Annotated in this window: 28 protein-coding genes and 1 tRNA gene; 27 read left to right on the top strand and 2 right to left on the bottom strand. The window is 43.1% G+C overall.

Going from position 1 to position 26079, the window contains the following annotated elements; all coding sequences use genetic code 11:
- The first annotated feature begins 12 nt into the window (after positions 1 to 12).
- From ICV01_RS06615 to ICV01_RS06515, 21 genes are all read left to right on the top strand, one after another.
- On the top strand, positions 13 to 1026 hold the full coding sequence (locus ICV01_RS06615) for an NAD(P)H-quinone oxidoreductase (protein ID WP_215286793.1): 1014 nt from the start codon (positions 13 to 15) through the stop codon (positions 1024 to 1026).
- Positions 1027 to 1037: 11 nt separating this feature from the next.
- On the top strand, positions 1038 to 1802 hold the full coding sequence (tpiA, locus tag ICV01_RS06610; protein WP_215286791.1) for a triose-phosphate isomerase: 765 nt from the start codon (positions 1038 to 1040) through the stop codon (positions 1800 to 1802).
- Between the two features lie 38 nt (positions 1803 to 1840).
- Positions 1841 to 2221 (top strand): preprotein translocase subunit SecG, encoded by a 381-nt coding sequence (gene secG, locus ICV01_RS06605; RefSeq protein WP_215286790.1) that lies wholly within the window; start codon positions 1841 to 1843, stop codon positions 2219 to 2221.
- 73 nt (positions 2222 to 2294) lie between these two features.
- Positions 2295 to 2379, top strand: a tRNA-Leu gene (locus ICV01_RS06600).
- 97 nt (positions 2380 to 2476) lie between these two features.
- Positions 2477 to 2836, top strand: coding sequence for an NADH-quinone oxidoreductase subunit A (locus ICV01_RS06595; RefSeq protein WP_215286788.1), 360 nt, complete (start codon positions 2477 to 2479; stop codon positions 2834 to 2836).
- A gap of 9 nt (positions 2837 to 2845) precedes the next feature.
- On the top strand, positions 2846 to 3328 hold the full coding sequence (locus ICV01_RS06590; RefSeq protein ID WP_215286786.1) for an NADH-quinone oxidoreductase subunit B family protein: 483 nt from the start codon (positions 2846 to 2848) through the stop codon (positions 3326 to 3328).
- A gap of 1 nt (position 3329) precedes the next feature.
- Positions 3330 to 3923, top strand: a complete 594-nt coding sequence (locus ICV01_RS06585; RefSeq protein ID WP_215286784.1) for an NADH-quinone oxidoreductase subunit C — start codon at positions 3330 to 3332, stop codon at positions 3921 to 3923.
- Between the two features lie 3 nt (positions 3924 to 3926).
- Positions 3927 to 5180, top strand: a complete 1254-nt coding sequence (locus ICV01_RS06580; RefSeq protein WP_215286782.1) for an NADH-quinone oxidoreductase subunit D — start codon at positions 3927 to 3929, stop codon at positions 5178 to 5180.
- Between the two features lie 17 nt (positions 5181 to 5197).
- Entirely contained in the window at positions 5198 to 5695 is a 498-nt protein-coding gene (gene nuoE / locus ICV01_RS06575; protein ID WP_215286781.1) for an NADH-quinone oxidoreductase subunit NuoE, read from the top strand.
- Positions 5692 to 6987, top strand: a complete 1296-nt coding sequence (nuoF, locus tag ICV01_RS06570; RefSeq protein WP_215286779.1) for an NADH-quinone oxidoreductase subunit NuoF — start codon at positions 5692 to 5694, stop codon at positions 6985 to 6987. Before nuoE ends, nuoF begins: the two co-directional genes overlap by 4 nt.
- A gap of 30 nt (positions 6988 to 7017) precedes the next feature.
- The gene (gene nuoG / locus ICV01_RS06565) at positions 7018 to 9324 is read left to right on the top strand and encodes an NADH-quinone oxidoreductase subunit NuoG (protein ID WP_215286777.1); all 2307 of its coding nucleotides are present in this window, start codon (positions 7018 to 7020) and stop codon (positions 9322 to 9324) included.
- Positions 9321 to 10397 (top strand): NADH-quinone oxidoreductase subunit NuoH, encoded by a 1077-nt coding sequence (nuoH, locus tag ICV01_RS06560; protein WP_215286775.1) that lies wholly within the window; start codon positions 9321 to 9323, stop codon positions 10395 to 10397. Before nuoG ends, nuoH begins: the two co-directional genes overlap by 4 nt.
- 15 nt (positions 10398 to 10412) lie before the next feature.
- On the top strand, positions 10413 to 10904 hold the full coding sequence (gene nuoI / locus ICV01_RS06555; protein ID WP_215286774.1) for an NADH-quinone oxidoreductase subunit NuoI: 492 nt from the start codon (positions 10413 to 10415) through the stop codon (positions 10902 to 10904).
- A complete protein-coding gene (locus tag ICV01_RS06550; RefSeq protein ID WP_215286767.1) occupies positions 10901 to 11524 on the top strand; it encodes an NADH-quinone oxidoreductase subunit J in 624 nt (207 codons plus the stop codon). Before nuoI ends, ICV01_RS06550 begins: the two co-directional genes overlap by 4 nt.
- Before the next feature lie 16 nt (positions 11525 to 11540).
- A complete protein-coding gene (gene nuoK, locus ICV01_RS06545) occupies positions 11541 to 11849 on the top strand; it encodes an NADH-quinone oxidoreductase subunit NuoK (RefSeq protein WP_215286765.1) in 309 nt (102 codons plus the stop codon).
- A 19-nt stretch (positions 11850 to 11868) separates the two neighbouring features.
- Entirely contained in the window at positions 11869 to 13920 is a 2052-nt protein-coding gene (nuoL, locus tag ICV01_RS06540) for an NADH-quinone oxidoreductase subunit L (RefSeq protein WP_215289168.1), read from the top strand.
- Between the two features lie 23 nt (positions 13921 to 13943).
- Positions 13944 to 15410, top strand: a complete 1467-nt coding sequence (locus ICV01_RS06535) for an NADH-quinone oxidoreductase subunit M (RefSeq protein ID WP_215286763.1) — start codon at positions 13944 to 13946, stop codon at positions 15408 to 15410.
- Between the two features lie 24 nt (positions 15411 to 15434).
- Entirely contained in the window at positions 15435 to 16916 is a 1482-nt protein-coding gene (gene nuoN / locus ICV01_RS06530) for an NADH-quinone oxidoreductase subunit NuoN (protein ID WP_215286761.1), read from the top strand.
- A gap of 2 nt (positions 16917 to 16918) precedes the next feature.
- Positions 16919 to 17242: a DUF2818 family protein gene (locus ICV01_RS06525; protein ID WP_215286755.1), complete on the top strand. Its 324-nt coding sequence runs from the start codon at positions 16919 to 16921 to the stop codon at positions 17240 to 17242.
- Positions 17243 to 17244: 2 nt separating this feature from the next.
- Positions 17245 to 17829 (top strand): NUDIX domain-containing protein, encoded by a 585-nt coding sequence (locus tag ICV01_RS06520; protein ID WP_251369329.1) that lies wholly within the window; start codon positions 17245 to 17247, stop codon positions 17827 to 17829.
- Between the two features lie 38 nt (positions 17830 to 17867).
- On the top strand, positions 17868 to 18356 hold the full coding sequence (locus ICV01_RS06515) for a DUF1178 family protein (RefSeq protein ID WP_215286754.1): 489 nt from the start codon (positions 17868 to 17870) through the stop codon (positions 18354 to 18356).
- A gap of 1 nt (position 18357) precedes the next feature.
- Here the strand turns inward: ICV01_RS06515 and ICV01_RS06510 are convergent, their stop codons facing one another.
- A complete protein-coding gene (locus tag ICV01_RS06510; RefSeq protein WP_215286753.1) occupies positions 18358 to 18645 on the bottom strand; it encodes a hypothetical protein in 288 nt (95 codons plus the stop codon).
- A gap of 58 nt (positions 18646 to 18703) precedes the next feature.
- Between ICV01_RS06510 and ICV01_RS06505 the strand changes: the two genes are divergently transcribed.
- The 6 genes from ICV01_RS06505 to ICV01_RS06480 all read left to right on the top strand — a co-directional run bounded on the left by ICV01_RS06505 (position 18704) and on the right by ICV01_RS06480 (position 25306).
- Positions 18704 to 20197 (top strand): CoA-acylating methylmalonate-semialdehyde dehydrogenase, encoded by a 1494-nt coding sequence (locus ICV01_RS06505; protein ID WP_215286752.1) that lies wholly within the window; start codon positions 18704 to 18706, stop codon positions 20195 to 20197.
- Between the two features lie 68 nt (positions 20198 to 20265).
- On the top strand, positions 20266 to 21684 hold the full coding sequence (gene hemN / locus ICV01_RS06500; RefSeq protein ID WP_215286751.1) for an oxygen-independent coproporphyrinogen III oxidase: 1419 nt from the start codon (positions 20266 to 20268) through the stop codon (positions 21682 to 21684).
- Positions 21685 to 21746: 62 nt separating this feature from the next.
- Entirely contained in the window at positions 21747 to 23360 is a 1614-nt protein-coding gene (locus ICV01_RS06495) for a phosphoethanolamine transferase (RefSeq protein WP_215286750.1), read from the top strand.
- A gap of 2 nt (positions 23361 to 23362) precedes the next feature.
- Positions 23363 to 24052, top strand: coding sequence for a phosphatase PAP2 family protein (locus ICV01_RS06490; RefSeq protein ID WP_215286749.1), 690 nt, complete (start codon positions 23363 to 23365; stop codon positions 24050 to 24052).
- Between the two features lie 2 nt (positions 24053 to 24054).
- Entirely contained in the window at positions 24055 to 24423 is a 369-nt protein-coding gene (locus tag ICV01_RS06485) for a diacylglycerol kinase (RefSeq protein ID WP_215286747.1), read from the top strand.
- Positions 24424 to 24559: 136 nt separating this feature from the next.
- Positions 24560 to 25306, top strand: a complete 747-nt coding sequence (locus ICV01_RS06480; RefSeq protein ID WP_215286745.1) for an FTR1 family protein — start codon at positions 24560 to 24562, stop codon at positions 25304 to 25306.
- Between the two features lie 74 nt (positions 25307 to 25380).
- On the opposite strand, the gene dnaQ is transcribed toward ICV01_RS06480, so the two are convergent.
- Positions 25381 to 26073, bottom strand: a complete 693-nt coding sequence (dnaQ, locus tag ICV01_RS06475) for a DNA polymerase III subunit epsilon (protein WP_215286743.1) — start codon at positions 26071 to 26073, stop codon at positions 25381 to 25383.
- Positions 26074 to 26079 lie beyond the last annotated feature (6 nt).

Raw genomic sequence — 26079 nt, 5'->3', positions numbered from 1 at the left:
CGGATAACGCACATGCGTGCTGTTGAGATCAGCCAATATGGCGGTCCTGAGGTGCTTAAGGCGGTTACTCGACCAGATTTGGTTGAGCCTGACTTAGGTTCTGGTCAGGTTCTAATACGTGTTAGAGCTGCTGGCATTAATCGCCCGGACATTTTGCAGCGCCAAGGCTTCTACCCAGTTCCTCCTGGTGCTTCAGATTTACCAGGATTGGAAATTGCTGGTGAAATTGTTGGCGGTGATTTAACTCATGCTGATAATTTTTTTAGTTTAGGCATTGGCCACCGTGTCTGCGCATTAGTTGCCGGGGGTGGATATGCCGAATATTGCATAGCGCCTTTGGCGCAATGTTTACCTGTGCCTAAAGGGCTTTCTGATGTTGAGGCTGCAAGCTTGCCTGAGACATTCTTCACTGTGTGGAGCAATGTTTTTGATAGGGCACGCTTAGGTTTAGATGGCCGAGGTAAGGAGACTTTATTGGTGCAGGGTGGTAGTAGCGGGATTGGTGTTACAGCCATTCAAATCGCTAAAGCCATGGGTCATGATGTCATTGTTACTGTTGGTAATGATGACAAATTAAAAGCATGTTTGGATCTAGGTGCTGATTTAGCTATCAATTACAAAACGCATGATTTTGTTGAAGAAGTTAAAAACTTTACAAAAGGCGTGGGCGCCAATGTCATTATTGATATGGTGGCTGGATCTTATTTAGGCAGAGAGATTAATTGCTTGGCGGATGATGGGCGTATTGTGGTGATCGCTCACCAAGGTGGCAAAACATCTGAGGTGGATGCAAACCAAATCATGCGTCGCCGTTTAACCATTACAGGTTCAACACTGAGGCCTAGGTCTGTTGAGTTTAAAGGGGCAATCGCGCGAGCTTTAAGAGCTTATGTTTGGCCGCTTATTGAAGAGCGTAAGATTAGACCTGTTATTTATGAGACATTTGTTTTAGAAGCTGCGGTAAAGGCTCATCAATTGATGGAGTCTAGTCAGCATATTGGCAAAATTGTTTTAACAGTTGATTAAGCGAGGAATCGATGAGACCTTTAACAATCATTGGTAATTGGAAAATGAATGGTAGTTTGTCTTCCAATCAAGCGTTGTTGGCGGAGATGCTGTCTCTTGGTGGTTCATTGTTTAAGCGCTCTGATGCGAAAACCCAGTTTGGGCTATGTGTGCCTTACCCGTACTTGTCCCAAGCTCAAGGTTTGCTGAAAGATTCTAGGATTGCCTTGGGTGCGCAAGATGTTTCAGATCATCCTTACGGGGCTTATACCGGTGATGTTAGTGCTCAAATGTTAGGTGAGTTTGGGTGTCGCTATGTCATCGTTGGCCACTCTGAGCGTCGCCAATACCATCATGAGGGTGATGGAGTGGTTGCGCGTAAGGCGCGTGCTGCTTTGCAGGCGGGGCTTGTGCCGATTATTTGCGTGGGTGAAACTGAAGAAGAACATGATGATGGCAAGACTTTGGCTGTGGTTCGTCGTCAACTTCAAGCTGTTTTAGATCTTTTGCAAGGGCAGATAGCAGGTTGTTTGATTGCTTATGAGCCAGTTTGGGCTATTGGTACGGGTAAAGTGCCAACGCCAACCGAGGCTCAAGATGTGCATCGAGAGTTACGTTTGCAGTTAGCTAAGTTTGATGATGAGGCAGCTTCTAAAGTAGCTATTTTGTACGGTGGTAGCTTAAAGCCTGATAATGCTCGTGAATTATTGGCAATGCCTGATATCGATGGTGGTTTAGTGGGTGGCGCATCTTTAAGTGCGGAAGAATTTGTGGCTTTATGCCAAGAGAATCAGTAATTATTGAATTAGATTGAATTAGTTTTTTGGAGAAATAGATGGAATGGCTTAAGACTTTATTGGTTGTTTTGCAAATTATTGCGGCAATTGGCGTTATTGGCTTGGTGTTGGTGCAGCAAGGTAAAGGTGCTGACATGGGCGCTGCCTTTGGGGGCGGGTCTTCAGGTGGTTTGTTTGGCGCAGCTGGTTCTGCCAATTTCCTTTCTCGTTTAACGGCTATTTTTGCAACAGTTTTCTTTATTTCTACTTTAGGAATTACTTTGTTGGGTTCGACAAAATCTCAGAATTCTGGGGTTTTATCAGGGACAAGTGCTCCAGCACCAGTTGTTGCGCCAGAGGTGCCTGCCGATACGGCTAAAAACAGCTCAGCAGCACCAACAGCACCTGTTACTGGATCTAGTCAGAATATTCCTAAATAAAACACGGCTAAAACCGTAAAAAACCTCAAAATATTAGGGTTAGTAAGCTAAAATCCTAGGGTTTTTACGAAGAGCCGTCGTGGTGGAATTGGTAGACACGCTATCTTGAGGGGGTAGTGGCGTAAGCTGTGCGAGTTCGAGTCTCGCCGACGGCACCAGAATAACCTTGGATCCTGCAGTCCGTCAGAAAACTGCAAGACCCGTTAGCGAAAATTGTTAATTGTTGTTTTCTAGTTACGACGAATTGGAACGCTCTTGAACTTAGAAGCTTATCTTCCCGTTTTACTATTCATCCTAGTGGGTGTTGGTGTTGGCCTTGTGCCAATGACATTGGGCAAAATTCTTGGCCCGAATAAACCTGATACTGAAAAAATTTCTCCATACGAGTGCGGTTTCGATGCGTTCGAAGATGCGCGTATGAAGTTTGATGTTCGCTATTACTTGGTGGCTATTCTATTTATTTTGTTCGACTTAGAAACTGCTTTCCTTTTCCCTTGGGGCGTAGCGTTAACTGATATTGGCTGGGCTGGCTACATTTCAATGTTTGTATTCATTTTGGAATTTGTAGTTGGTTTTGCATACATCTGGAAGAAAGGTGCCCTTAACTGGGAATAAGGACTGGACATGGCACTTGAAGGTATCTTAAAAGAAGGTTTTGTTACAACATCAGCAGATAAGTTGATTAACTGGACGCGCACAGGCTCATTGTGGCCTATGACCTTTGGTTTAGCTTGCTGCGCTGTAGAGATGATGCACGCTGGTGCTTCACGTTATGACTTAGACCGTTTTGGTGTAGTTTTTAGACCGTCACCACGTCAATCTGACTTGATGATTGTTGCTGGTACCTTGTGCAACAAAATGGCTCCAGCTTTGCGCAAGGTTTATGACCAGATGCCTGAGCCTCGTTGGGTTATTTCGATGGGCTCTTGTGCTAATGGTGGTGGTTACTATCATTACTCTTACTCCGTTGTACGTGGCTGTGATCGAATTGTTCCTGTTGATATTTATGTTCCAGGATGTCCGCCAACCGCTGAAGCATTGATGTACGGTATCTTGCAGTTGCAGGCCAAGATCAAGCGTACGAGCACTATTGCAAGGAAGGCTTGATATGTCAGAGCGTTTAACACTTCTTAAAGAGCGCCTAGAAAAAGTTTTAGGTAAAAAAGTTGCTCGTTTGCATGAGGCTTTGGGTGAATTGACTTTAGTTGTTCGTGCTGAGGATTATTTAGATGTTGCAACGCTATTGCGTGACGACGCTAGCTTGGGTTTTGAACAGCTAATTGATTTGTGCGGTGTGGATTACAGTGAATATAACAATGCCACATGGGAAGGTCCACGCTTTGCAGTGGTGAGTCATTTGCTTTCTGTGCAAAATAACTGGCGTTTACGTTTGCGTGTATTTGCTCCTGAAGATAGTTTCCCGTTAGTTGCTTCTGTGACGCCAATTTGGAATTCTGCCAATTGGTTTGAGAGAGAAGCTTTTGATCTTTACGGTATCTTGTTCGAAGGTCACGATGATCTCCGCCGCATTCTTACGGACTACGGTTTCATTGGGCATCCATTCCGTAAAGATTTCCCGATTTCTGGCAACGTTGAAATGCGTTATGACCCAGAACAAAAACGAGTTATTTATCAACCCGTCACTGTTGACCCTCGTGAAGTAACTCCAAGAGTTATTCGTGAAGAAAGCTACGGGGTTTAAGTCATGGCAGAAATTAAAAACTACACACTTAACTTTGGCCCGCAGCATCCGGCTGCTCACGGTGTTTTGCGTCTTGTGTTGGAATTGGATGGCGAGGTTATTCAGCGCTCAGACCCACATATTGGTTTATTGCATCGCGCGACAGAGAAATTAGCTGAGACACGTACTTGGGTTCAAAACGTTCCTTATATGGATCGTTTGGACTATGTATCGATGATGGCTAATGAGCATGCTTATGTGATGGCTATTGAGAAACTATTGCAAGTTGATGTGCCAGTTAGAGCTCAATATATCCGCGTGATGTTTGATGAGATCACTCGTTTGCTTAATCATTTACTGTGGATTGGTTGCCATGGTTTAGACGTTGGTGCGATGGCTGTGTTCTTGTATGCCTTCCGTGAACGTGAAGATTTGTTCGATATGTATGAGGCTGTTTCAGGTGCTCGTATGCACGCGGCTTACTATCGTCCGGGTGGCGTGTATCGTGATTTGCCAGATGTGATGCCTCAGTATTTAGCCAACAAGGTACGTGGCGAGAAGGCTGCTAAAAAATTAAATGAGAATCGTCAGGGTTCTTTACTTGATTTCATTGAGGACTTTACCAATCGATTCCCAGCATATGTTGATGAGTATGAAACGTTGTTGACCGATAACCGTATCTGGAAACAACGTTTGGTTGGTATTGGCGTGGTGTCACCGGAGCGTGCATTCCAGTTGGGATTCACTGGTGCGATGTTGCGTGGTTCAGGTATTGAGTGGGATTTGCGTAAGAAGCAGCCTTATGAGGTTTATGACCAGTTGGATTTTGATATTCCAGTAGGTGTTAATGGCGATTCTTACGATCGTTATTTGGTGCGTGTGGAAGAGATGCGTCAATCCAACAGAATCATTAAACAGTGTGTGAAGTGGTTACGTCAGAATCCTGGTGCAGTCATGAGTGATAACCATAAAGTGACAAGCCCAAAACGTGAAGATATGAAATCCAATATGGAAGAGTTGATTCACCACTTCAAACTATTTACCGAAGGTATTCATGTGCCTGAAGGCGAGGCTTACGCAGCTGTTGAGCATCCAAAAGGTGAGTTCGGTATTTATGCAATCTCAGATGGCGCTAATAAGCCATACCGTTTGAAGATTCGCGCCCCAGGTTTTGTGCATTTATCTGCACTAGATGAGATGGCAAAGGGCCACATGTTGGCTGATGCTGTAACTATTATTGGTACGCAGGACATTGTGTTCGGCGAGATTGACCGCTAAAAGGATAAGAGAACAACATGTTGTCTGCACAAGCCCGCGCCGAAATCGATCGCAATATTGCAAAGTATCCGGCTGAACAAAAACAATCTGCTGTGATGGCTGCTTTGGTTGTCGCGCAAGATCACTATGGTTGGGTAACGCCAGAGTCTATTGAAGAGCTTGCACAAATTCTTGAAATGCCTCCAATTGCTATTCAAGAAGTTGCAACTTTTTACAATATGTATGACACCAAACCTGTCGGTAAATTCAAGTTAGCAGTTTGTACAAATCTCCCATGTGAATTATCTGGCGGTACTCGCGCAGGTGAGTATTTGAAGAAAAAATTAGGTATTGGTTACAACGAAACAACGCCGTGTGGCACGTTTACTCTTAAAGAGGGTGAGTGCATGGGGGCTTGTGGTGATGCGCCAGTAGCTATCGTCAATAACAAAACTATGTGTAGCTTCATGAGTAATGAGAAGTTAGATGCCTTGATCGAGGAATTAAAAGCTAAAGCTCAAGGAGGTGCGGCATGACCTCTTTACATAATCGCCATATCCAGCCTTTGATTTTGGCTGACTTAACTGGTGATAACTGGCATCTCAAAGATTATGTGGCTCGCGGCGGTTATGCGCAGCTTCGTAAAATTTTGACGGAAGGCATGACGCCTGAGGCGGTAATTGCCGAGGTGAAAGCTTCTGGTCTGCGTGGCCGTGGTGGTGCGGGCTTTCCAACTGGTTTGAAGTGGAGTTTTATGCCACGCCAGTTCCCTGGTCAAAAGTATCTTGTTTGTAATACTGACGAAGGCGAGCCTGGTACTTTTAAAGATAGAGACATCATTCGCTATAACCCGCATGCGTTGATTGAGGGTATGACGATTGCTGCTTATGCGATGGGTATTTCAGTTGGATACAACTATATCCATGGGGAAATTTGGGAAGGTTATGTGCGTTTTGAAGAGGCTCTTGAAGAGGCTCGCGCTGCTGGTTTCTTGGGCGACAAAATTCTAGGCGCAGATTTCTCATTCCAGTTGCACGCGCATCATGGTTGGGGTGCATATATTTGCGGTGAAGAAACTGCCTTGCTTGAGTCTTTAGAAGGCAAGAAGGGGCAGCCTCGTTTTAAACCGCCATTCCCAGCTAGCTTTGGTTTGTATGGCAAACCAACGACGATTAATAACACTGAGACCTTTGCTGCTGTTCCATTTATTTTTAAAGTGGGCGGTGAGAGTTATGCGAAGTTGGGCAAGCCAAATAATGGCGGCACAAAAATCTTCTCTATTTCTGGTGATGTTGAACGTCCTGGTAATTATGAAATCCCATTAGGCACACCATTCTCTACATTGTTAGAGTTGGCTGGCGGCATGCGTGGCGGTAAAAAAATTAAAGCGGTTATTCCTGGCGGTTCATCTGCACCAGTTATTCCTGGCGCAATGATGATGGAAACGACCATGGACTATGACAGCATTGCTAAAGCTGGCTCTATGTTGGGTTCAGGTGCTGTGATTGTGATGGATGAAACGCGTTGCATGGTTAAATCTTTGCTACGTTTGTCTTATTTCTATCACGAAGAATCATGTGGTCAATGCACGCCGTGTCGAGAGGGCACTGGTTGGTTGTGGCGCATTGTTAATCGCATTGAGCATGGTGAAGGTCGCCCTGAAGATTTAGATCTTTTAAATGATGTGGCTGCCAATATTCAAGGTAGAACAATTTGTGCATTAGGTGATGCTGCGGCAATGCCTGTGCGAGGTATGTTGAAGCATTACATGGATGAGTTTGCGTATCACGTTGATCATAAGCGTTGTCTTGTGCCAGCTTACGTTTAAACATCTAAGAAGAGACCGACGGGAAAAAAGATGGTTGAAATCGAAATTGATGGCAAATCGGTAGAAGTCCAACAGGGCTCTATGGTGATGGAGGCGGCTAAGAAATTAGGTACGCACATCCCTCATTTTTGCTATCACAAGAAGTTATCGATTGCGGCAAACTGCCGCATGTGTTTGGTTGAAGTGGAGAAGGCGCCTAAGCCTTTGCCCGCATGCGCAACGCCAGTGACGCCAGGCATGAAGGTGCATACGCATTCTGAGAAGGCAGTGGCTGCTCAAAAGTCCGTGATGGAATTTTTGTTAATTAACCATCCGTTGGATTGTCCAATTTGCGACCAAGGTGGTGAGTGCCAATTGCAAGATTTAGCGGTTGGCTACGGTAATACAACTTCACGTTATTCCGAAGAGAAACGCGTTGTATTCCATAAGAATGTTGGCCCATTGATTTCTATGGAAGAGATGAGCCGTTGTATTCATTGCACACGTTGCGTACGTTTCGGTCAGGAAATTGCTGGTGTGATGGAGTTGGGTATGCTCAATCGTGGCGAGCATTCTGAAATCACTTCTTTTGTGGGTAAATCGGTTGACTCAGAATTGTCTGGCAACATGATTGACTTGTGCCCAGTGGGTGCCTTAACAAGTAAACCATTCCGTTACTCTGCTCGTACTTGGGAGTTGGGCCGCAAGCGTTCAGTAAGTCCTCATGATAGTTTGGGTTCAAATATTGTTCTTCAGACGAAAGCTAATCAAGTATTGCGCACTGTTCCATTGGAAAATGATGGAATTAATGAGTGTTGGATTAGCGATAAAGATCGCTTTGCTTACGAAGGCTTAAACAGTCCCGAGCGTCTTAAGGTGCCAATGGTTAAGCAAGACAACCGTTGGATTGAAACAAGCTGGGAAGCAGCGCTTGATTACATCAGTCGTTCATTGAATTCTATTAAAACTGATCATGGCTCAGATGCTATTGCTGCTTTGGCGCATCCGATGTCTAGCGTTGAAGAGTTATATCTATTACAGAAGGTGGTGCGCGGTTTAGGGTCATCTAATATTGAAACGCGCCTACGCCAGCAAGATGTCAGTGGTGCAGCAAGGGCTCCATGGTTGGGCATGTCAATTGCTGATTTTGGTCAATTACAGCGCGCATTCTTTATTGGTAGCTTCTTCCGTAAAGATCAACCGTTACTAGCAGCACGTGCTCGTGCTGCTACAAAGCGTGGATTAAAAGTTGCTCGTTTGGGTGCTAGCGCTGAAGATTGGTTAATGCCAGTTAATGCGAGTGCTGTTGTTGCTCCATCCAATTGGGTTGCTGAGTTAGCGAGTATTGCTGTAGCTGTTGCACAGGCAAAAGGTGTTGCTGCTCCAGCGGATGTAAAAGTAAGTGCTGTTGCAAAAGAAATTGCAGATAGCCTAAGCTCTGGTGAGCGTAAGGGTGTGTTCTTGGGTGCTGCTGCTATGGCTCATCCACAGTTTGCTCAGTTACATGCTTATGCTCAATTCATTGCGGAGCAGACTGGCGCGACCTTAGGTTTCTTGCCTGAAGGTGGTAATGCTGTTGGTGCGCATCTTGTTAAAGCAGTTTCAGAGTCTGGCGTTCAAGGTGCCTTAGCTAAGAATCTGAAGGCGGTTATTTTGATGGGTCTTGAGCCAAGTCTTGATTTGGCTGACCCGCAAGCAGCTAAATCAACTTTGGCTAAAGCCGGCACAGTCATTGCTATGACTGCTTACGATACTTCTGAGTTGCGTGAGGTGGCTGATGTGCTTTTGCCAATCACGCCATACACTGAGACATCCGGTAGTTTTGTTAACGCTGAAGGCACTTTGCAATCTGTTCAGGCGGCCGTTCGCCCATTAGGTGAAGCGAGACCTGGTTGGAAAGTATTGCGTGTTTTAGGTAATGTTTTAGGTTTGGATAATTACTACTTTGATAGTTCTGAAGAAGTTTTATCTGAGGCACTTCCTGCTAATTTTGCTGCGCAGTTGAACAACGCAACTTCAGTAAAACCTACTGGTATCAATGCGCAAACTTTGGCGACGGAGCGTTTGGCAGATGTACCTATTCATTCAAGTGATGCAATTGTGCGTCGAGCACCCGCTCTTCAATTAACGCAAGATGGTAAGCGTGCTCTTAAAGCAGGGTTACCAAGTAGTTTGTTTGCAAGCTTGGGAATTAAAGAGGGTGATGCAGTGAAGGTGACTCAATCAGGTGTTAGTGTTACGTTGCCTGCTACTGAAGAAAAAGGTTTAGCTGATGGTGTTGTTCGTGTGTCAGCTGCAACTGTGGCTAGCGCTCAATTAGGCGCTATGTTTGGTCTATTGACAGTGGAGCGCGCATGACCGAGCTAATTCAAACAATTAATACGCACGGCTTAGAGCTATTTGGCGCGCTTTTGTGGCCAATCGTTTGGACTTTATTGAAAATCGTTGTGGTAGTTTTGCCGATGTTTGGTTGTGTTGCCTATTTAACTTTGTGGGAGCGCAAGCTTATCGGTTGGATGCATATCCGTTTAGGACCAAACCGTGTTGGTCCTTTGGGTTTGTTGCAGCCGATTGCCGATGCTTTGAAGTTGCTTCTTAAAGAAGTCATTATTCCAAGTAAAGCAAACAAGGTTTTATATATCGTCGCTCCAATTATGGTGATTGCTCCAGCTTTTGCAGCTTGGGCGGTAGTGCCTTTCCAAGCTGAGTTGGTGTTAGCTGATGTGAATGCTGGTTTGCTTTATGTGATGGCTATTACATCGATTGGTGTGTATGGCGTTATTTTGGCGGGGTGGGCATCTAACTCTAAATATGCTTTCTTAGGCGCTATGCGAGCTTCAGCCCAAATGGTTTCTTATGAAATTGCCATGGGCTTTTCATTAGCGGCTGTTTTGACTATTTCTGGCACATTGAACTTAAGCGATATTGTTAAGTCGCAACAGGCGGGCATGTTTGCCGGTATGGGTTTGAACTTCTTATCTTGGAACTGGTTGCCATTGTTACCAATGTTTGTGATTTATTTCATTTCTGGTGTGGCTGAAACCAATCGTCATCCATTTGACGTGGTTGAGGGTGAGTCAGAGATTGTTGCTGGCCATATGATTGAGTACTCTGGTATGGCTTTTGCGATGTTCTTCTTGGCTGAATACGCCAATATGATTTTGATTGCAGCCTTAACATCCATTATGTTCTTGGGTGGTTGGGATCCGATTATTGATGCACCAGTGTTGCGTGATATTCCTGGTTTCTTCTGGTTAGTAGGTAAGACTTTCTTCCTCTTATCTTGTGTTATCTGGTTGCGTGCTTCATTCCCTCGTTATCGCTATGACCAAATCATGCGTTTAGGTTGGAAAGTCTTTATTCCCATCTCAATCTTTTGGGTGATGTTGGTGGGTGCGTGGGTGTTATCACCCTGGAATATTTGGAAATAAGGCGGAGATAAGATTATGTTTTTACGTATCCGCGAATTTTTGAACAGCCTTTTATTGAAAGAGTTGTTCCAAGGTTTGGCTCTTACTGGTAAGTATTTATTTAAGCCAAAGATTACGATTCAGTACCCGGAAGAGAAGACGCCAATGTCTCCTCGTTTCCGTGGCGTGCATGCATTACGTCGCTACCCTAATGGGGAAGAGCGTTGTATCGCTTGTAAATTGTGTGAAGCTGTTTGCCCAGCAATGGCTATTAGCATTGAGTCAGATCAGCGTGAAGATGGTTCTCGCCGCACAACTCGTTACGATATTGATTTAACAAAATGCATTTTCTGTGGTTTTTGCGAAGAAGCTTGCCCAGTTGATGCCATTGTTGAAACACACATTCACGAATACCACGGTGAAAAGCGTGGTGATTTGTATTTCACAAAAGAAATGTTGTTGGCAATTGGTGATCGTTATGAAGACGAGATTGCTGCTAACAAGTCAGCGGATGCTAAATACAGATGATCTTAGAACCTCAATCAATTCTCTTTTTCATATTTGCGGCAATCTTAGTAATTGCTGCGTTACGCGTTATTACGGCGCATAACCCTGTTCACTCAGCACTATTCTTGGTGTTGTCGTTTTTTACGGCAGCTGCGCTTTGGATGTTGTTGCAAGCTGAATTCTTGGCGATTGTCTTAGTGCTGGTTTATGTCGGGGCTGTGATGGTCTTATTCTTGTTCGTTGTGATGATGTTGGATTTAGATCTTGAGCATCTTCGTAAAGGATTTAAGCAATTCTTGCCGTTAGCCTCATTGGTGGGCGCAGTCATTGTTGCTGAAATGGCAATTGTGTTGGTGCGTGGATTCGTTGGTACTGCTGCGCCTGTTCAAGCATTGGCTCCAGATGTAGCAGCGAACAATACAAAAGCATTAGGTACTTTGTTGTACACCACTTACTTATTTAGTTTTGAGGTGGCGGGTCTTATTTTGTTGGTGGCCATTATTGCTGCTGTTGCATTGACTTTGCGTCACCGTAAAGATACGAAAACACAGGACATTGCTGAGCAGATTCGTACACGTAAAGAAGATCGTGTGCGCATGGTGACAGGTATGTCTGCGGACACTTCAGTTAAAAAAGATTAAGGACAGGGGAGACGTTATGACGATTACTTTGGCTCATTACCTTGTTCTAGGTGCCATTTTGTTTGCAATTGGTGTGGTTGGCGTATTTCTTAACCGTAAAAACCTAATTGTTTTATTAATGTCGCTTGAATTAATACTTTTGGCTGTGAATATGAATTTCATCGCTTTCTCTCATTATTTGGGAGATTTGGCTGGCCAAGTATTTGTGTTTTTCATTCTGACTGTGGCTGCTGCAGAGGCTGCGATCGGTTTGGCTATTTTGGTAACAATGTTCCGTAAGCTTGACACGATTCATGCTGAGGATCTTGGACAACTGAAGGGCTAACAGAATCTCTTTTATGACTATGACTCCTACGTTAAACCCTCTCGTATTACTGGCCATTCCTCTTGCCCCATTAGTGGGGTCAGCGATTGCTGGTTTATTTGGTACCAAGTTCTTTGGTAATTTAATTGGCCGAGCAACGGCTCATACTGTAACTATTCTTGGTGTGGCTATTGCTTGCGCGCTGTCATTCATGGTTTTGAATGATGTAATGGCCGGCGCAAGATTTAATGAAACTATTTATGTTTGGATGAAATTAGGTGAGCTTAGCTTAGAGGTTGGTTTCTTGGTGGATCCTTTAACAGCTATGATGATGGTGGTTGTGACATTTGTTTCACTGATGGTTCATATCTACACCATTGGCTATATGGCTGAAGATGAGGGGTACGCTCGTTTCTTCTCTTATATTTCATTGTTTACCTTCTCCATGTTGATGTTGGTGATGAGTAATAATTTCTTGCAGCTTTTCTTTGGTTGGGAAGCAGTGGGCTTAGTCTCTTATTTATTGATTGGTTTCTGGTACACAAGACCAACGGCTATTTTCGCTAACATGAAAGCCTTTTTAGTAAATCGTGTTGGCGACTTTGGGTTTATTTTAGGTATTGGTTTGTTATTGGCTTATAGCGGCAGCATGAGCTATGACGGTGTATTTGCTCAAAAGGATGTATTAGTCCAGCAAATGTTGCCAGGTACTGATTGGAATCTATTAACCGTAGCTTGTATTTGTTTGTTTATCGGTGCGATGGGTAAATCTGCTCAATTTCCATTGCATGTTTGGTTGCCAGATTCAATGGAAGGCCCAACACCTATTTCAGCATTGATTCACGCGGCGACCATGGTAACCGCTGGTATCTTCATGGTGAGTCGTATGTCACCGTTGTTTGAGTTAACAGATACAGCTTTATCGTTTGTTTTGATCATTGGTTCTATTACTGCCTTATTCATGGGTTTCTTGGGTATTGTTCAGAATGACATCAAACGTGTGGTGGCTTACTCAACTTTGTCTCAATTGGGTTATATGACCGTAGCGTTAGGTGTATCTGCTTATCCAGTGGCAGTATTCCATTTGATGACGCATGCATTCTTTAAAGCATTGTTGTTCCTTGGCGCGGGTAGTGTGATTATGGGTATGCATCATGATCAAGATATGCGCAATATGGGCGGCTTATGGAAGTACATGCCCATTACATGGCTTACTTCTTTAATTGGTTCATTAGCTTTAATCGGCACACCTTTCTTCTCGGGTTTCTATTCAAAAGATTCGATTATTGAAGCGGTTGCTGAAAGCCATATTTATGGCTCAGGCTTTGCTTATTTTGCGGTAATGGCAGGCGTGTTTATTACTGCTTTCTATTCATTCCGTATGTACTTCTTGGTATTCCATGGCAAAGAGCGTTTTGGCCAACCTCATGATGATCATGGCCATGGTCATGACGATCATGATGCACATGATGATCACCATGGATTAGCTCCTGGTCAAAAACCACATGAGTCTCCTTGGGTTGTGACATTGCCCTTGGTGATGTTGGCGATTCCTTCTGTGATTGTTGGTTATTTTGCTATCGAACCTATGTTGTTTGGTGAATTCTTTAATGGCGCCATTTTTGTTAATTTAGAACAGCACCATGCTATGAAAGAATTGGCCGAGGCATTCCATGGCCCAGTAGCTATGGCTTTGCACTCATTGCATAGTCCTGTGCTTTACTTGGCTCTAGGTGGTGTTGTGACTGCTGCGGTTTTCTATCTTTGGTTGCCTCAAATACCTGCGTTCTTTGCGCGTGTGCTTGCACCTGTGAAGAATGTTCTCGATAACAAGTATTACCTAGATGACTTTAATCAAGCTGTATTTGCTAAAGGTGCCAGAGTATTAGGCGCTGGTTTGTGGAAGGGCGCAGATCAAGGTTTGATTGATGGTTTAGTTGTTAACGGTAGTGCTAAGTTGGTTGGCTGGTTCTCTGGTAGTGTTCGCAAAGTTCAGTCTGGCTATCTTTATCACTATGCGTTCGCCATGATTTTGGGCCTGATTGGCTTGATTACATGGATTTTATATACCCATTTGGGCTCGATTAAATAAGCACAACAGAAGAGCGCCTTTATATGATTCTTTCTTACGCAATTTGGCTACCGGTTATTTTCGGTTTAATTATTCTGTTCACAGGTTCGGACAATAGCAAAGGCTATGTTCGCGTGATGGCCTTGATCGGTGCTTTGATTAGCTTTGCAGTGACCCTGCCGCTAGTAACTGGTTTTGATACAAGCACTGCATCTATGCAGTTTGTTGAGCAGGTTGCTTGGATTCCTCGTTATGACATTAACTACTTCTTGGGTGTTGATGGTATTTCAATGTGGTTTGTTTTCTTAACCGCATTCATTACAGTAATCGTTGTGATTGCTGCTTGGGAGGTTATTACGCATAACGTTGCTCAATACATGGCTGCGTTCTTGATTCTTTCAGGCTTAATGATCGGCGTATTTTCAGCATTAGACGGTTTATTGTTCTATGTTTTCTTTGAGGCCACATTGATTCCGATGTACATCATTATTGGTGTTTGGGGTGGGCCAAATCGTGTGTATGCCGCATTTAAATTCTTCTTATATACCTTGTTGGGATCGTTGTTAACGTTGATTGCAATTTTGTATCTTTACAACGTGACAGATACATTCAACATCTTGACTTGGCATAAAGCCAAGTTAGATATCGTTGAGCAAGTTTTCTTGTTTGCGGCGTTCTTTATGGCGTTTGCTGTTAAGGTGCCAATGTGGCCAGTACATACTTGGTTGCCAGATGCGCACGTAGAAGCGCCAACAGGTGGTTCTGTAGTTTTGGCTGCGATTATGTTGAAATTGGGAGCCTACGGTTTTCTAAGATTCTCATTGCCGATTGCACCTGATGCAAGCCAGTATTTGGCACCATTCATTATTACGCTGTCATTGGTAGCTGTTATTTATATTGGTTTGGTTGCTTTAGTCCAAGCGGATATGAAGAAGTTGGTGGCTTATTCATCAATTGCCCACATGGGTTTTGTGACTTTGGGTTTCTTTATTTTTAACCCAATGGGCGTTGAGGGTGCAATCGTTCAAATGGTTTCACACGGTTTTATTTCAGGGGCTATGTTCTTGAGTATTGGTGTGTTGTATGACCGTATGCATTCACGACAAATCGCTGATTACGGTGGCGTTGTGAATAAGATGCCTAAGTTCACTGCATTTGCTGTGTTGTTTGCTATGGCTAACTGCGGTTTGCCAGCGACATCAGGTTTTGTAGGTGAGTTCATGGTTATTTTGGCCGCAGTTGACTATGACTTCTTGATCGGCATTTTGGCTGCAACTGCTTTGATCCTTGGCGCTGCTTATTCTTTGTGGATGACCAAGCGCGTGTTCTTTGGCGATGTCGCTAATAAGCATGTGGCAGAGTTGACTGATATTAATGCGCGTGAGTTCTTGATGATGGGTATTTTGGCCATTTTCACGATTGGCATGGGTGTTTATCCAAAACCATTTACAGATGTCATGCACGTTTCTGTGATCGAGCTTTTAAAGCACGTCGCAGTTAGTAAGCTTTGATCCTGATTAAGGGAAAGAAAAAATATGCAAACGATTGATTTGATTGCCTTGTTGCCGGAGTTGGTTCTTTCTGCGGTAGCTTGCTTGCTGTTATTAACGGCTTTTATGAATGAGCCTTTGGCAAGTGATGACAATATTTTTTATGCGCCACGCGGGACTGAGCTTGCATACAAGGTTACTTTATTTACCTTGTTAGGTTTAAGTTTTGCTTTTGGTTTGCAAGCGGTTGATCAACCTGTGCATGCCTTTAACGGCTTGTTTATGGTGGATGCACTATCTAGCTTATTAAAGTCAGTAGCTTGTTTAGCTGTTTTGATCAGTTTGATTTATTCCAAAAAATATTTGATTGATCGCGGCTTGTTCCGTGTGGATTTTATTGTTTTGAGTTTATTGGCTTTGTTGGGCCAGTGCGTCATGATTTCAGGTTCCAATTTAATGACTTTGTATTTGGGCCTAGAGTTATTGGCATTACCTACTTACGCTTTGGTGGCGATGCGACGTGATTCAAGCATTAGTACTGAAGCTGCGATGAAATATTTTATTTTGGGTGCGTTAGCTTCAGGTTTCTTGTTGTATGGCATGTCGATGCTTTATGGTGCAACGGGTAGCCTTGATTTAGATGAAATTGTTAAGGCCGTAGGGGATGCTCGCATCAATCGATTAGTTTTGGCATTTGCTGTTGTATTTATCGTGTCTGGTTTGGCATTTAAGTTAGGTGTTGCTCCATTCCATATGTGGGTGCCAGACGTCTATCAAGGTGCTCCAACAGCCATGACTTTGATGATTGCTGGTGCGCCTAAGTTGGCTGCTTTTGGTTTGTTATTCCGTTTATTGGTTGGCGCTTTGTTGCCGCTAACTCAGGATTGGCAGCCCATGATCATGATCATGGCGGTGCTCTCGTTGGTGGTAGGTAATTTAACTGCGATTGCTCAAACTAATGTGAAGCGTATGTTGGCCTATTCGACGATTTCTCATATGGGCTTCATGATTTTAGGTATGTTGTCTATTTTTGATGGCAATGCTTACAGTGGAGCGTTGTTTTACGCTGTCACTTATGTATTGACTACTTTAGGCTCTTTTGGTTTGTTGATGATTTTGTCGCGCCAAGGTTATGAGTGTGAAACTTTGGATGATCTTAAGGGGTTAAATCGTCGCAATCCATGGTTAGCATTTATGGGCTTGGTGTTGATGTTCTCTTTAGCGGGTATTCCTCCAACAGTTGGTTTTGCCGCAAAATTATCCATTTTAGAAACGCTCATTGATTCAGGTCATTTGTATTTAGCCATTATTGCCGTTATGGCATCCTTAGTAGGTGCTTTCTACTATTTGCGTGTGGTGAAGTTCATGTATTTTGATGAGCCAGTTCAAACAGCTCCAATTGAGGGTGGTGGAATTGCTAAAACGGTGTTTACATTAAATGGTGTTTTTGTTCTCCTTTGTGGCATTTACCCTGCAACTCTAATGGCTTTATGTTTAACTGCCATGACCAAAACATTGATTAGTTAGAGATGACGCCTACTAGCTTGAGCTTAGAAACTTGGTTAGTTATATTGGTCGCCCTAGTGGCGGCCAATTTGGCTTTTATGTCCCCACGTTTTATGTTTATTAAAAAACTAGCTGATAAACATCCTGGTTGGTGTTTATTGGAGATGTTGATTTGGTATTGCTTGGTCGGTGCTTTAGCTTATTTTTTAGAAAATATGATTGGCAATGTCTTCCCTAAGCATTGGGAATTTTTTGCTATTACTATTTGCCTTTTCTTGGTGGGTGCATTCCCAGGGTTTACTTGGCGCTTTCTTCTTAAGCATCGAGATAATACGATCGAAGGTTAGGTGTGAGTTTTAAAGAAAAAAACTTATCCGACTTACCTTTATCTGATCTGCACTTAAGGGAAACATGCATCTCTTCAAAGGATGCTTATCAAGGTAATTTCCTGAAGATGAAAAAAGATATTGTTTCATTGCCTGATGGTAAAGAAACCTATCGTGAATATTTAATTCATCCGGGTGCTGTTGCGATTATTCCTATTTTGAATGATGGTCGAATTCTGCTAGAGAGACAGTTTCGTTACCCAGTAGATGCGGCCATGATTGAGATTCCCGCTGGTAAGCTTGAATTGGATGAGGATCCGTTGTTATGCGCTCAGCGCGAGCTTTTGGAAGAGACGGGCTATTCCGCAACTGAGTGGGAGTATTTGGGAAAGATTCATCCGGTCATCTCTTACTCAACTGAAATTATTGAAATATTTTTGGCTAAGGGGTTGGAGCAGGGGGAGCGGTGTTTGGATGAAGGCGAATTTTTAGATGTCTTTGCTGCCACCCTAGAAGAAATGCATCAGTGGATTGCCGAGGGAAAAATCACAGATGTTAAAACGATTATTGCTGTTTATCACTTGTCTAGACGTTTAAAAGATCGTTAACAGCTTGAAATTGAAAAATATGTCACTATTTGTCTTATATGAAAGTTTATAACCTAACCTGCCATCTTGATCACCGCTTTGAAGGGTGGTTTGCTTCTGAGGCTGATGCCCTAGAGCAGCAAGAAAATGGCTTATTAATTTGCCCTATTTGCGAAAGCAAGGAGATTACTCGCCTTCCTTCTGCGCCAAGAATTAGTAAAGGGGTAGTGGAAAAAGCCCCTGTATCTTCTGATCTTTCTGCGGCCGTGGTTGATGGTAACTCTATGGTTTTATCTGCTCCGGAGCAGGCTAAGTTACAGGCTCAAGTCCAGGCGACTGTCATGAAGGCCATGAGAGAGTTAATTAATAAAACGGAAGACGTTGGCGATAATTTTGCTGAAGAGGCAAGAAAAATTCATTATCGTGAAGCCCCAGAGCGCAGTATTCGTGGCCATGCCACGCAAGATGAAACTGCGGAATTAAGGGAAGAGGGGATTGAAGTTGTTGCCCTGCCGATTCTGCCAGCGTTAAAAGATACCCTACAGTAATTTATTGGGCTGGGACAACTCGTTGTTTGCGGCTGTAGTCTTGGACTGGAACTTCTTTGGGTTTTAGGCGGCGCTCGCAAATTGGCTGTCCGTCTAGTATTTTCCCAATTGAGCAATCTTGGTCCGCACTTTCTGAAATGGCGTGATCTGTCGGACTTTTGCCTGTGCCAGCAGTCGTTGCGACGCTGGCTGCTGTAACGGGGTAGGCGGCTACTAGGGCGCAACCTTGCAGTGCTGCAGTAATTGTTATAAAAACAATAATTAATCGAAGTAAATGAAGATCAGCCAATTTTTTGAAATTTCGATATAGTTGTAATTCTAAGAATATAAATGATGTGGGAGACAAAATGTCAGTAACTATTGGACACCATATTAATGGTGAAGTTGTTCTATTGGGTGGTTCAAAAGCCCCCGTATATGAGCCTGCTACCGGCCAGGTTAGGGCCGAAGTTGAGTTAGCCTCAGTCGATGGTGTTGCAAAAGCTGTGGCGGCTGCAAAAGCTGCTTTCCCTGCTTGGTCTAGTACTCCGGTAACTCGACGCGCTAAAGTCATGTTTAACTTTAAAGCGATTATCGAGGCTCGTGTAGATGAGTTAGCTGAAGTTATTACACGCGAGCATGGTAAGACCTTTGATGATGCTAAGGGCGAAATCGCACGTGGTTTAGAAGTGGTTGATTTTGCTTGTGGTATCCCTCAGTTACTTAAAGGCGAATATACCGAGCAAATTGCTAAAGGTATGGATGCTTGGACCATGCGTCAGGCTTTGGGGGTTTGCGCAGGTATTACGCCATTTAACTTCCCAGCAATGGTTCCTATGTGGATGTACCCAGTGGCGATTGCATGTGGCAACACATTTGTATTAAAACCTTCTGAAAGAGATCCTTCTGCTGCTTTGTTGGCGGCAAAATGGTTGGAAGAGGCTGGTTTGCCTAAGGGTGTTTTTAATGTGGTGCATGGTGATAAAACTGCCGTAGACGCATTGCTAACCCACCCAGATGTAAAGGCTATTAGTTTTGTGGGCTCAACACCTATTGCTTCTTATATTTACGAGACAGCAGCTAAAAATGGCAAGAGAGTTCAAGCTTTGGGTGGCGCCAAGAATCACATGGTGGTGATGCCTGATGCTGACTTAGACCAAGCGGTTGACGCTTTGATGGGGGCTGCATACGGCTCCGCAGGTGAGCGTTGTATGGCTATTTCCGTAGCCGTTGCTGTTGGTCAAGTGGGAGATGCCTTGATCGAAAAATTAACAGCACGTATCAAGACCCTTAAGGTGGATAACGGTATGAAGCCTGGCGCGGAAATGGGACCGTTGGTGACTAAGACTCACTTAGATAAAGTAACTGGTTATGTCAATGCCGGTGTTAAAGAAGGCGCGAAGTTGGTGGTAGATGGCCGAGGTTTAAAAGTGGCAGGCGCTGAAAATGGCTTCTTCTTGGGCGGCTGTTTATTTGATGATGTAAAACCAAATATGAGCATCTATAAAGAAGAGATCTTTGGTCCAGTTTTAGGTGTTATGCGTGTGCCTAATGTCGCAACAGCGATTGAGCTAATTAACGATCATGAGTTTGGTAATGGCACAGCTATCTTTACGCGTGATGGTAATACCGCTAGAGAGTTTGTTAACCGTATTCAGGTGGGGATGGTAGGGGTCAATGTGCCTATTCCTGTGCCAATGGCATTCCATTCATTTGGTGGCTGGAAACGCAGTTTATTTGGGGATCATCATGTGCATGGTCCTGAAGGTGTGCGTTTCTATACCCGCATGAAGGCGGTTACTCAGCGTTGGCCTGAAACCATTGCTCAGGGACCTAGTTTTTCTATGCCGGTCAACGGATAACGATCAATTCTCTAAAACTTGATATGGGTCATTTTGACCATTGAATAACAGGGGCTAAAATAGCCCCTGTGACTTTTTCAGCGAACCTACAAAGCCAGTGTCCTGGTGAACCATTGTTTCAGCCTGAGTTGCTGAAGCGTTTTGATATTAATGGACCTAGGTATACCTCATACCCTACTGCGGATAGGTTTCATGCCCAATTTGGTGAGTCTGATTATTTAGAGGCTCTTAAACGTTGTGCACAAGCGGATAAGCCTTTATCGCTTTATTTTCATTTACCGTTTTGCCCTAATATTTGCTATTACTGTGGCTGTAACAAAATCATTACCAAGGACCATGGCCGTAGCGCTAAATATATTAAATATTTAGCTAAAGAAATGTCGATGGTGGTTGATGCTATGGGTAAAAAAGGAAAGAAAATTCCTGTTACTCAGTTGCATTGGGGAGGTGGTACGCCAACGTTTTTATCTCATGTAGAGATGACAGAGCTGATGCAGTACATCCGCCAGTATTTTGATTTGCAAGAGGGTGGCGAGTACTCTATTGAAATTGATCCTAGGCGGGTCACTGAATCAGATATACAGCTTTTATCCCAGCTTGGATTTAATAGAATCAGCTTGGGTGTGCAAGACTTTAATTTAGAAGTTCAGCAGGCGGTTCATCGAGTCCAAACTTTTGAGGAAACCAAGGCTGTGCTTGATTGGGCTAAAAAATATGGTTTTAATTCGAGTAGCGTTGATTTAATTTATGGCCTGCCTAAGCAGACACCGCAAACTTTTTCAGAAACGGTTCAGTCAGTGATTGATATGAGCCCTGATCGTTTGTCTGTTTACAGTTATGCCCATTTACCAACTGTTTTTAAGCCACAAAGACGTATTGCTGAATCCGATTTACCAGTCGCTTCTGATAAGTTGGCAATTTTGGCAAATACGATTGATCAATTAGATTCTGCCGGTTTCGTTTTTATTGGGATGGACCATTTTTCGAAACCCCATAATGAATTAGCAATTGCTCAAAAAGAAGGGCGCCTGCATCGTAATTTTCAAGGTTATTCCACTCAGGCTGAATGTGATTTATTAGCTTTTGGAATTTCGTCTATTGGTAAAGTGGATGATACTTATGCGCAGAATGTTAGAACTTTAGATGAGTACTATGCTGCTTTAGATGCACATCATTTACCAACGCTTCGTGGTTTAAGGTTAAATCGCGACGATATTCTTCGGCGTGAGCTAATTGGTGAGTTAATGTGCCAGTTTTCTTTGGATACAGCAAAGTTTGCAGGTGACCATGGGATTGATTTTCATGACTACTTTGCAAGAGAAATGCCTGAATTAGCCGAGTTGGAGGTGGCTGGTTTGCTAACTTGGCAGGGTGAGAAGATCGTCGTTCCTACTAAAGGGCGTTTATTGGTGCGGCGCGTTGCAATGACCTTTGATAAGCATCTCAGGGATGCTCAGACAGAAGCCCGTTATTCCAAGGTGGTTTAACAATCTTTTCACAGAATAGAAACTATAATAGAGGCCTTATTAAACGAGGCCTTAAAAGCACTATGCGCTATCCACGTTTCAATGTCCGTCTTGAGTCTCTGATCTTAATTCTGGCTGTCTATTTCTCATTATTTCTGAACCAGTCTTTGTGGGCTGCATTATTGGCGACGCAATCTGGTGATGCATTTTCTACAGGCTTATTTGTCACTGCTGTGGCTGTAGGCGTGACGGCGCTACAGTTTGGTATTTTAAGTCTATTAATTTATCGACCAATTGCTGTTCTCACGGCAGTGGTAATTTTGTTGACTGGCGTTTCTGCAGATTTCTTCGCAAAAAAATATGGCGTGTTTTTTGATACATCCATGGTTCGTAATATTGTTAGTACGAACCATGCGGAGGCAAGAGAGTTATTTACCGTATCACTTTTCGTACATTTTTTAATTTATGCAGTGCCAGGGGTTTTATTATTAGCGTGTTTTAGGGTTAAACCCGGTAAATTGGTTAAAGGTTTGCTATTTAAGTTGGCCATGATTCTTTTGGCCTTGGTGATTGCTTTAGCAAGTTTCTTAACCGTATTTAAAAATTTCTCGGCAACAATGAGAAATCATAAGGAAATTCGTCATCTAGTTTTACCGATGAGTTATTTGATTTCTACGCCGCGTGTGCTATTTGAATCTGGTGTCGAGGCGCAAAAAGAATTAACGCCTATTGGTTTAGATGCGGTGAAGGATGTTAAGCCTGGAGTAAAGCCTACACTTTTAGTCTTGGTGGTCGGGGAGACAGTTCGAGCAGCTAACTGGGGTTTGTCTGGATACTCAAGACAAACAACGCCTCATTTAGCTAAACAAGACGTTCTTAATTTTCCTTATGTGGTGAGTTGTGGCACTAATACAGAAGTTTCAGTCCCATGCATGTTCTCTCCATGGGGGCGAAAAGATTACGACGAGAAAAAGATTCGTTCAAGTGAATCTTTGTTGCATGTTATTGCTAGAGCGGGCGTTCCTGTAACATGGATCGATAACCAGTCTGGCTGCAAGGGTGTTTGTAAAGGATTGGATGATATTGATGCTAAGACCTTAGGTACACCTGATGTTTGCCCGGCGACTGGTTGTTATGATGAAACTTTATTAAGAGGTTTGGGTGCGATCATTAAAAAAGTTAAGGGTGATCAGGTGGTGGTTTTACATCAGTTAGGGAACCACGGGCCAGCGTATTACGCGCGCTACCCGAAAGAATTTGAACAATTTAAACCTGTATGCGCCAGCTCGGATTTAGGTCGTTGCACTCAGCAAGAAATTTTTAATGCTTATGACAATGCAATTCTTTATACCGATCATATTTTGTCTCGCGCGATTGATCTTTTGAAAACCGAAAACAATAGAAATGTTGTTTTTATTTATTTATCCGATCATGGTGAATCTTTAGGTGAGGGTGGTTTTTATTTGCATGGTTTGCCTTATGCAATTGCACCCAAGGAGCAAACGAGACCACCGATGTTGATGTGGATCTCTGATCAATTTGTGAAGGAGAATAAATATTCGAAAGAGTGTTTGGCGCAGCGTGCTAAAGAGCCAGCACATCACGATCATTTATTCCATACTGTTTTAGGTTTTATGAATATTCGTACAAGTTTGTATGAGCCTGAGTGGGATTTGGCCGCTAAGTGTCATAAATAATTATGTCTTGGGTAAATAAACAGATTATTTTTTTGCTGATTACAGCATTTTTATTGTTAGGTGTTTTTGAGCTAACTTCTCTAGACATTTGGTTGGTTCAGTATTTTTTTGATCCAACGCTTGGTAAATTTCCGTATCAAAACCATCCGATCTTCACTAAGATCTTGCATCATGGTTTAAAGACCTTGATGTATGTCATGGGAGTTCTTTCAATCGTTGTGTCAATTTGGTTCCTCAAAAAAACAAAGAATGTCTTAACTATTAGGCACGTTTTGGTGGGGATTGTGGGTGTTGTTTTAATTCCTGCTTTGGTTGCTTCGCTTAAGCATTTAACGAATAAGCACTGCCCTTGGAGTCTAGACATGTTTGGTGGGGCCATCCCTTATACGGGCTTATTAGATGCATTGCCCGCTAACTATCCTAGAGGGCAGTGTTTTCCAGCGGGGCACGCGGCAGGTGGTTTTATGTGGTTCTCTTGGGCAATTGCTTTGTGGAGTATTCAACCTAAAGTTGCTCGGATATTTTTCTGGCTAGCTATTTTCTTTGGGTTCTTAATGGGTATTGCTCGTATGGCTCAGGGGGCTCACTTCTTTTCACATGTGCTGTGGACAGCTTGGTTTTCTTGGGCAATTGGTATGATGCTGGCTTATGTCTTTAAAGTATTGCCGTACTCCGAGCAAAAGGGTTCTTGATTATGTGGTTTAAAAATTTCTTAGGATTGCTGCAACGCCGTTTGATTGGGGCTTTTAAATATTCAGTAGAAGGGTTGCTGGCTGCCTGGAAATCTGAAGAGGCGATTAAAGTTGAGCTAACTTTATTACCTGTTCTAATTGTGTTGGCGTTGTATTTTGGCCCTGGAAAAATTGAAAAAATTCTTTTGATTGGTAGCGCTATTTTGGTATTAATTGTTGAATTATTAAATACTGGCTTAGAAAAAACGATTGATCGTATTTCTCAAGAGCGCCATGAGTTATCAAAAATTGTTAAAGATATCGGTAGTGCAGCTGTATTGGCGGCGTTACTTAATTTACTGATGGTTTGGGGAATTATTTTTCTTGGTTAAATCGCTTGTTAAGAAGACTTAAACTATCAAAAAAGCCGCTAAAAAGCGGTTTTTTTTACACCTATTGATTTATATCAAATGATAATCATTCCTATTTGTGATATAGTTTAGACATTCTATACAAGTAGAGGCGTTTATGTTGGCTATTGCTATGGTTACTTTCAGAGAAGGGTTAGAGGCTCTTCTAATTATTGCAATTTCAATTGTTTACTTTTCATCCCTTGGGGCAATGAATTTAGTAAAAGCTGTCGTTGCTGGTGCGGTTTTGGCTGTTATCGGTTGTGTGGGCTTGGGTGTTCTTTTTGCCCACATTGGTGGTTTGGCGCCGATATGGGAGGCTTGTTTGGCAACATTTGCTGCTGTGTTAGTTGTCAGTTGCACTTGGCATATGTTGAAACATGGCCCCAAAATGGGGGCTCTTATTAGAGAGCGTCTTGCACGTGTTTCTCAAGGTAAAGCTTTTGGTGCAGTTTTGGTAACTTCTTTTTTGATGCTGGGAAGAGAGGGCTTGGAGGCTGCCGCGATGTTGGCGTCTTTGGCTGCTCAAGATGAAACGCAATACTTGGTACCTGCCGCTGCTGCTGGTTTATTGTTGGCCGCAGTCGTTGCTAGCTTATGGCTGAAATTGGGTAAGTCAGTTAACTTGACTTCAGTCTTTAAAGCTAGCGCCATCTTTATGAGTATTTTTTCTGTGCAGTTAGTCATTTATGCGTTCCATGAATTTACAGAAGCGAATGCTATTCCGATGTTAGATAACAACTATTGGCATCTGTTGACTGAAGACTATGCACCAGAAGGTGTGTATGGCTCTTGGTTGAGTTATGTCATGGCAGCATCCCCATTTTTATATGCGGCTTATATCAAGCTTGCCAAAAGTAAATAAACATCAATAGGCGGTAGGAATTTATGGCCTGCCTACTTAGCAAGCTAAGTAGGCAGGAGCAGCTTTTGAGATGATTAATTGGTCCAGACAGCAGGTTTTTTAGCTGCTTTGGCTACATCTTCTAAATAGGCCTGATGGGCTTCTTGTTCTTCAATGTTTGCTAGTTGAATCACTAAGCTTGTTGGTAAAGGTTTTCTTTTAGATTTTTCAGCATCGCTCTCTGCGCCCATTAAGTCAATGCTGAGGTCATTTTGACCGCGGGTCATGGCTAAGTAAACTTCTGCTAATAGCTGGGCGTCTAGTAAGGCACCGTGTAATGTTCTGTGTTCATTGCTAATGGAAAAACGCTCGCATAATGCATCTAATGAATTTCTTTTACCGGGGAACATTTCGCGTGCATCTTTTAATGTGTCAATCACACCTGATACATGAGCGTTTAATTTCCCAAGTTTGAGAAGCCCCAGTTCCATATCTAAAAACCCAACGTCAAAGGGTGCGTTGTGGATGATGATTTCCGCATCTTTTAAGAAATCAATGATTTCATGAGCGACATTGGCAAATACAGGTTTATCCGATAAAAATTCAACAGTTAATCCGTGAACGGCAATCGCACCAGCATCAATCTCTCGCTCTGGATTAATGTAGTGGTGAAGTTTATTGCCAGTAAGGCGACGGTCAACCATCTCCAAGCACCCAATCTCAATAATGCGGTCACCAGTTGCAGGATTCAACCCCGTGGTTTCGGTATCTAGAATAATCTGACGCATATATAA

The organism is Polynucleobacter sp. MWH-Spelu-300-X4 (genome assembly GCF_018687515.1).
Classification (GTDB): domain Bacteria; phylum Pseudomonadota; class Gammaproteobacteria; order Burkholderiales; family Burkholderiaceae; genus Polynucleobacter.
This window is presented reverse-complemented; position numbering and strand designations above follow the sequence as displayed.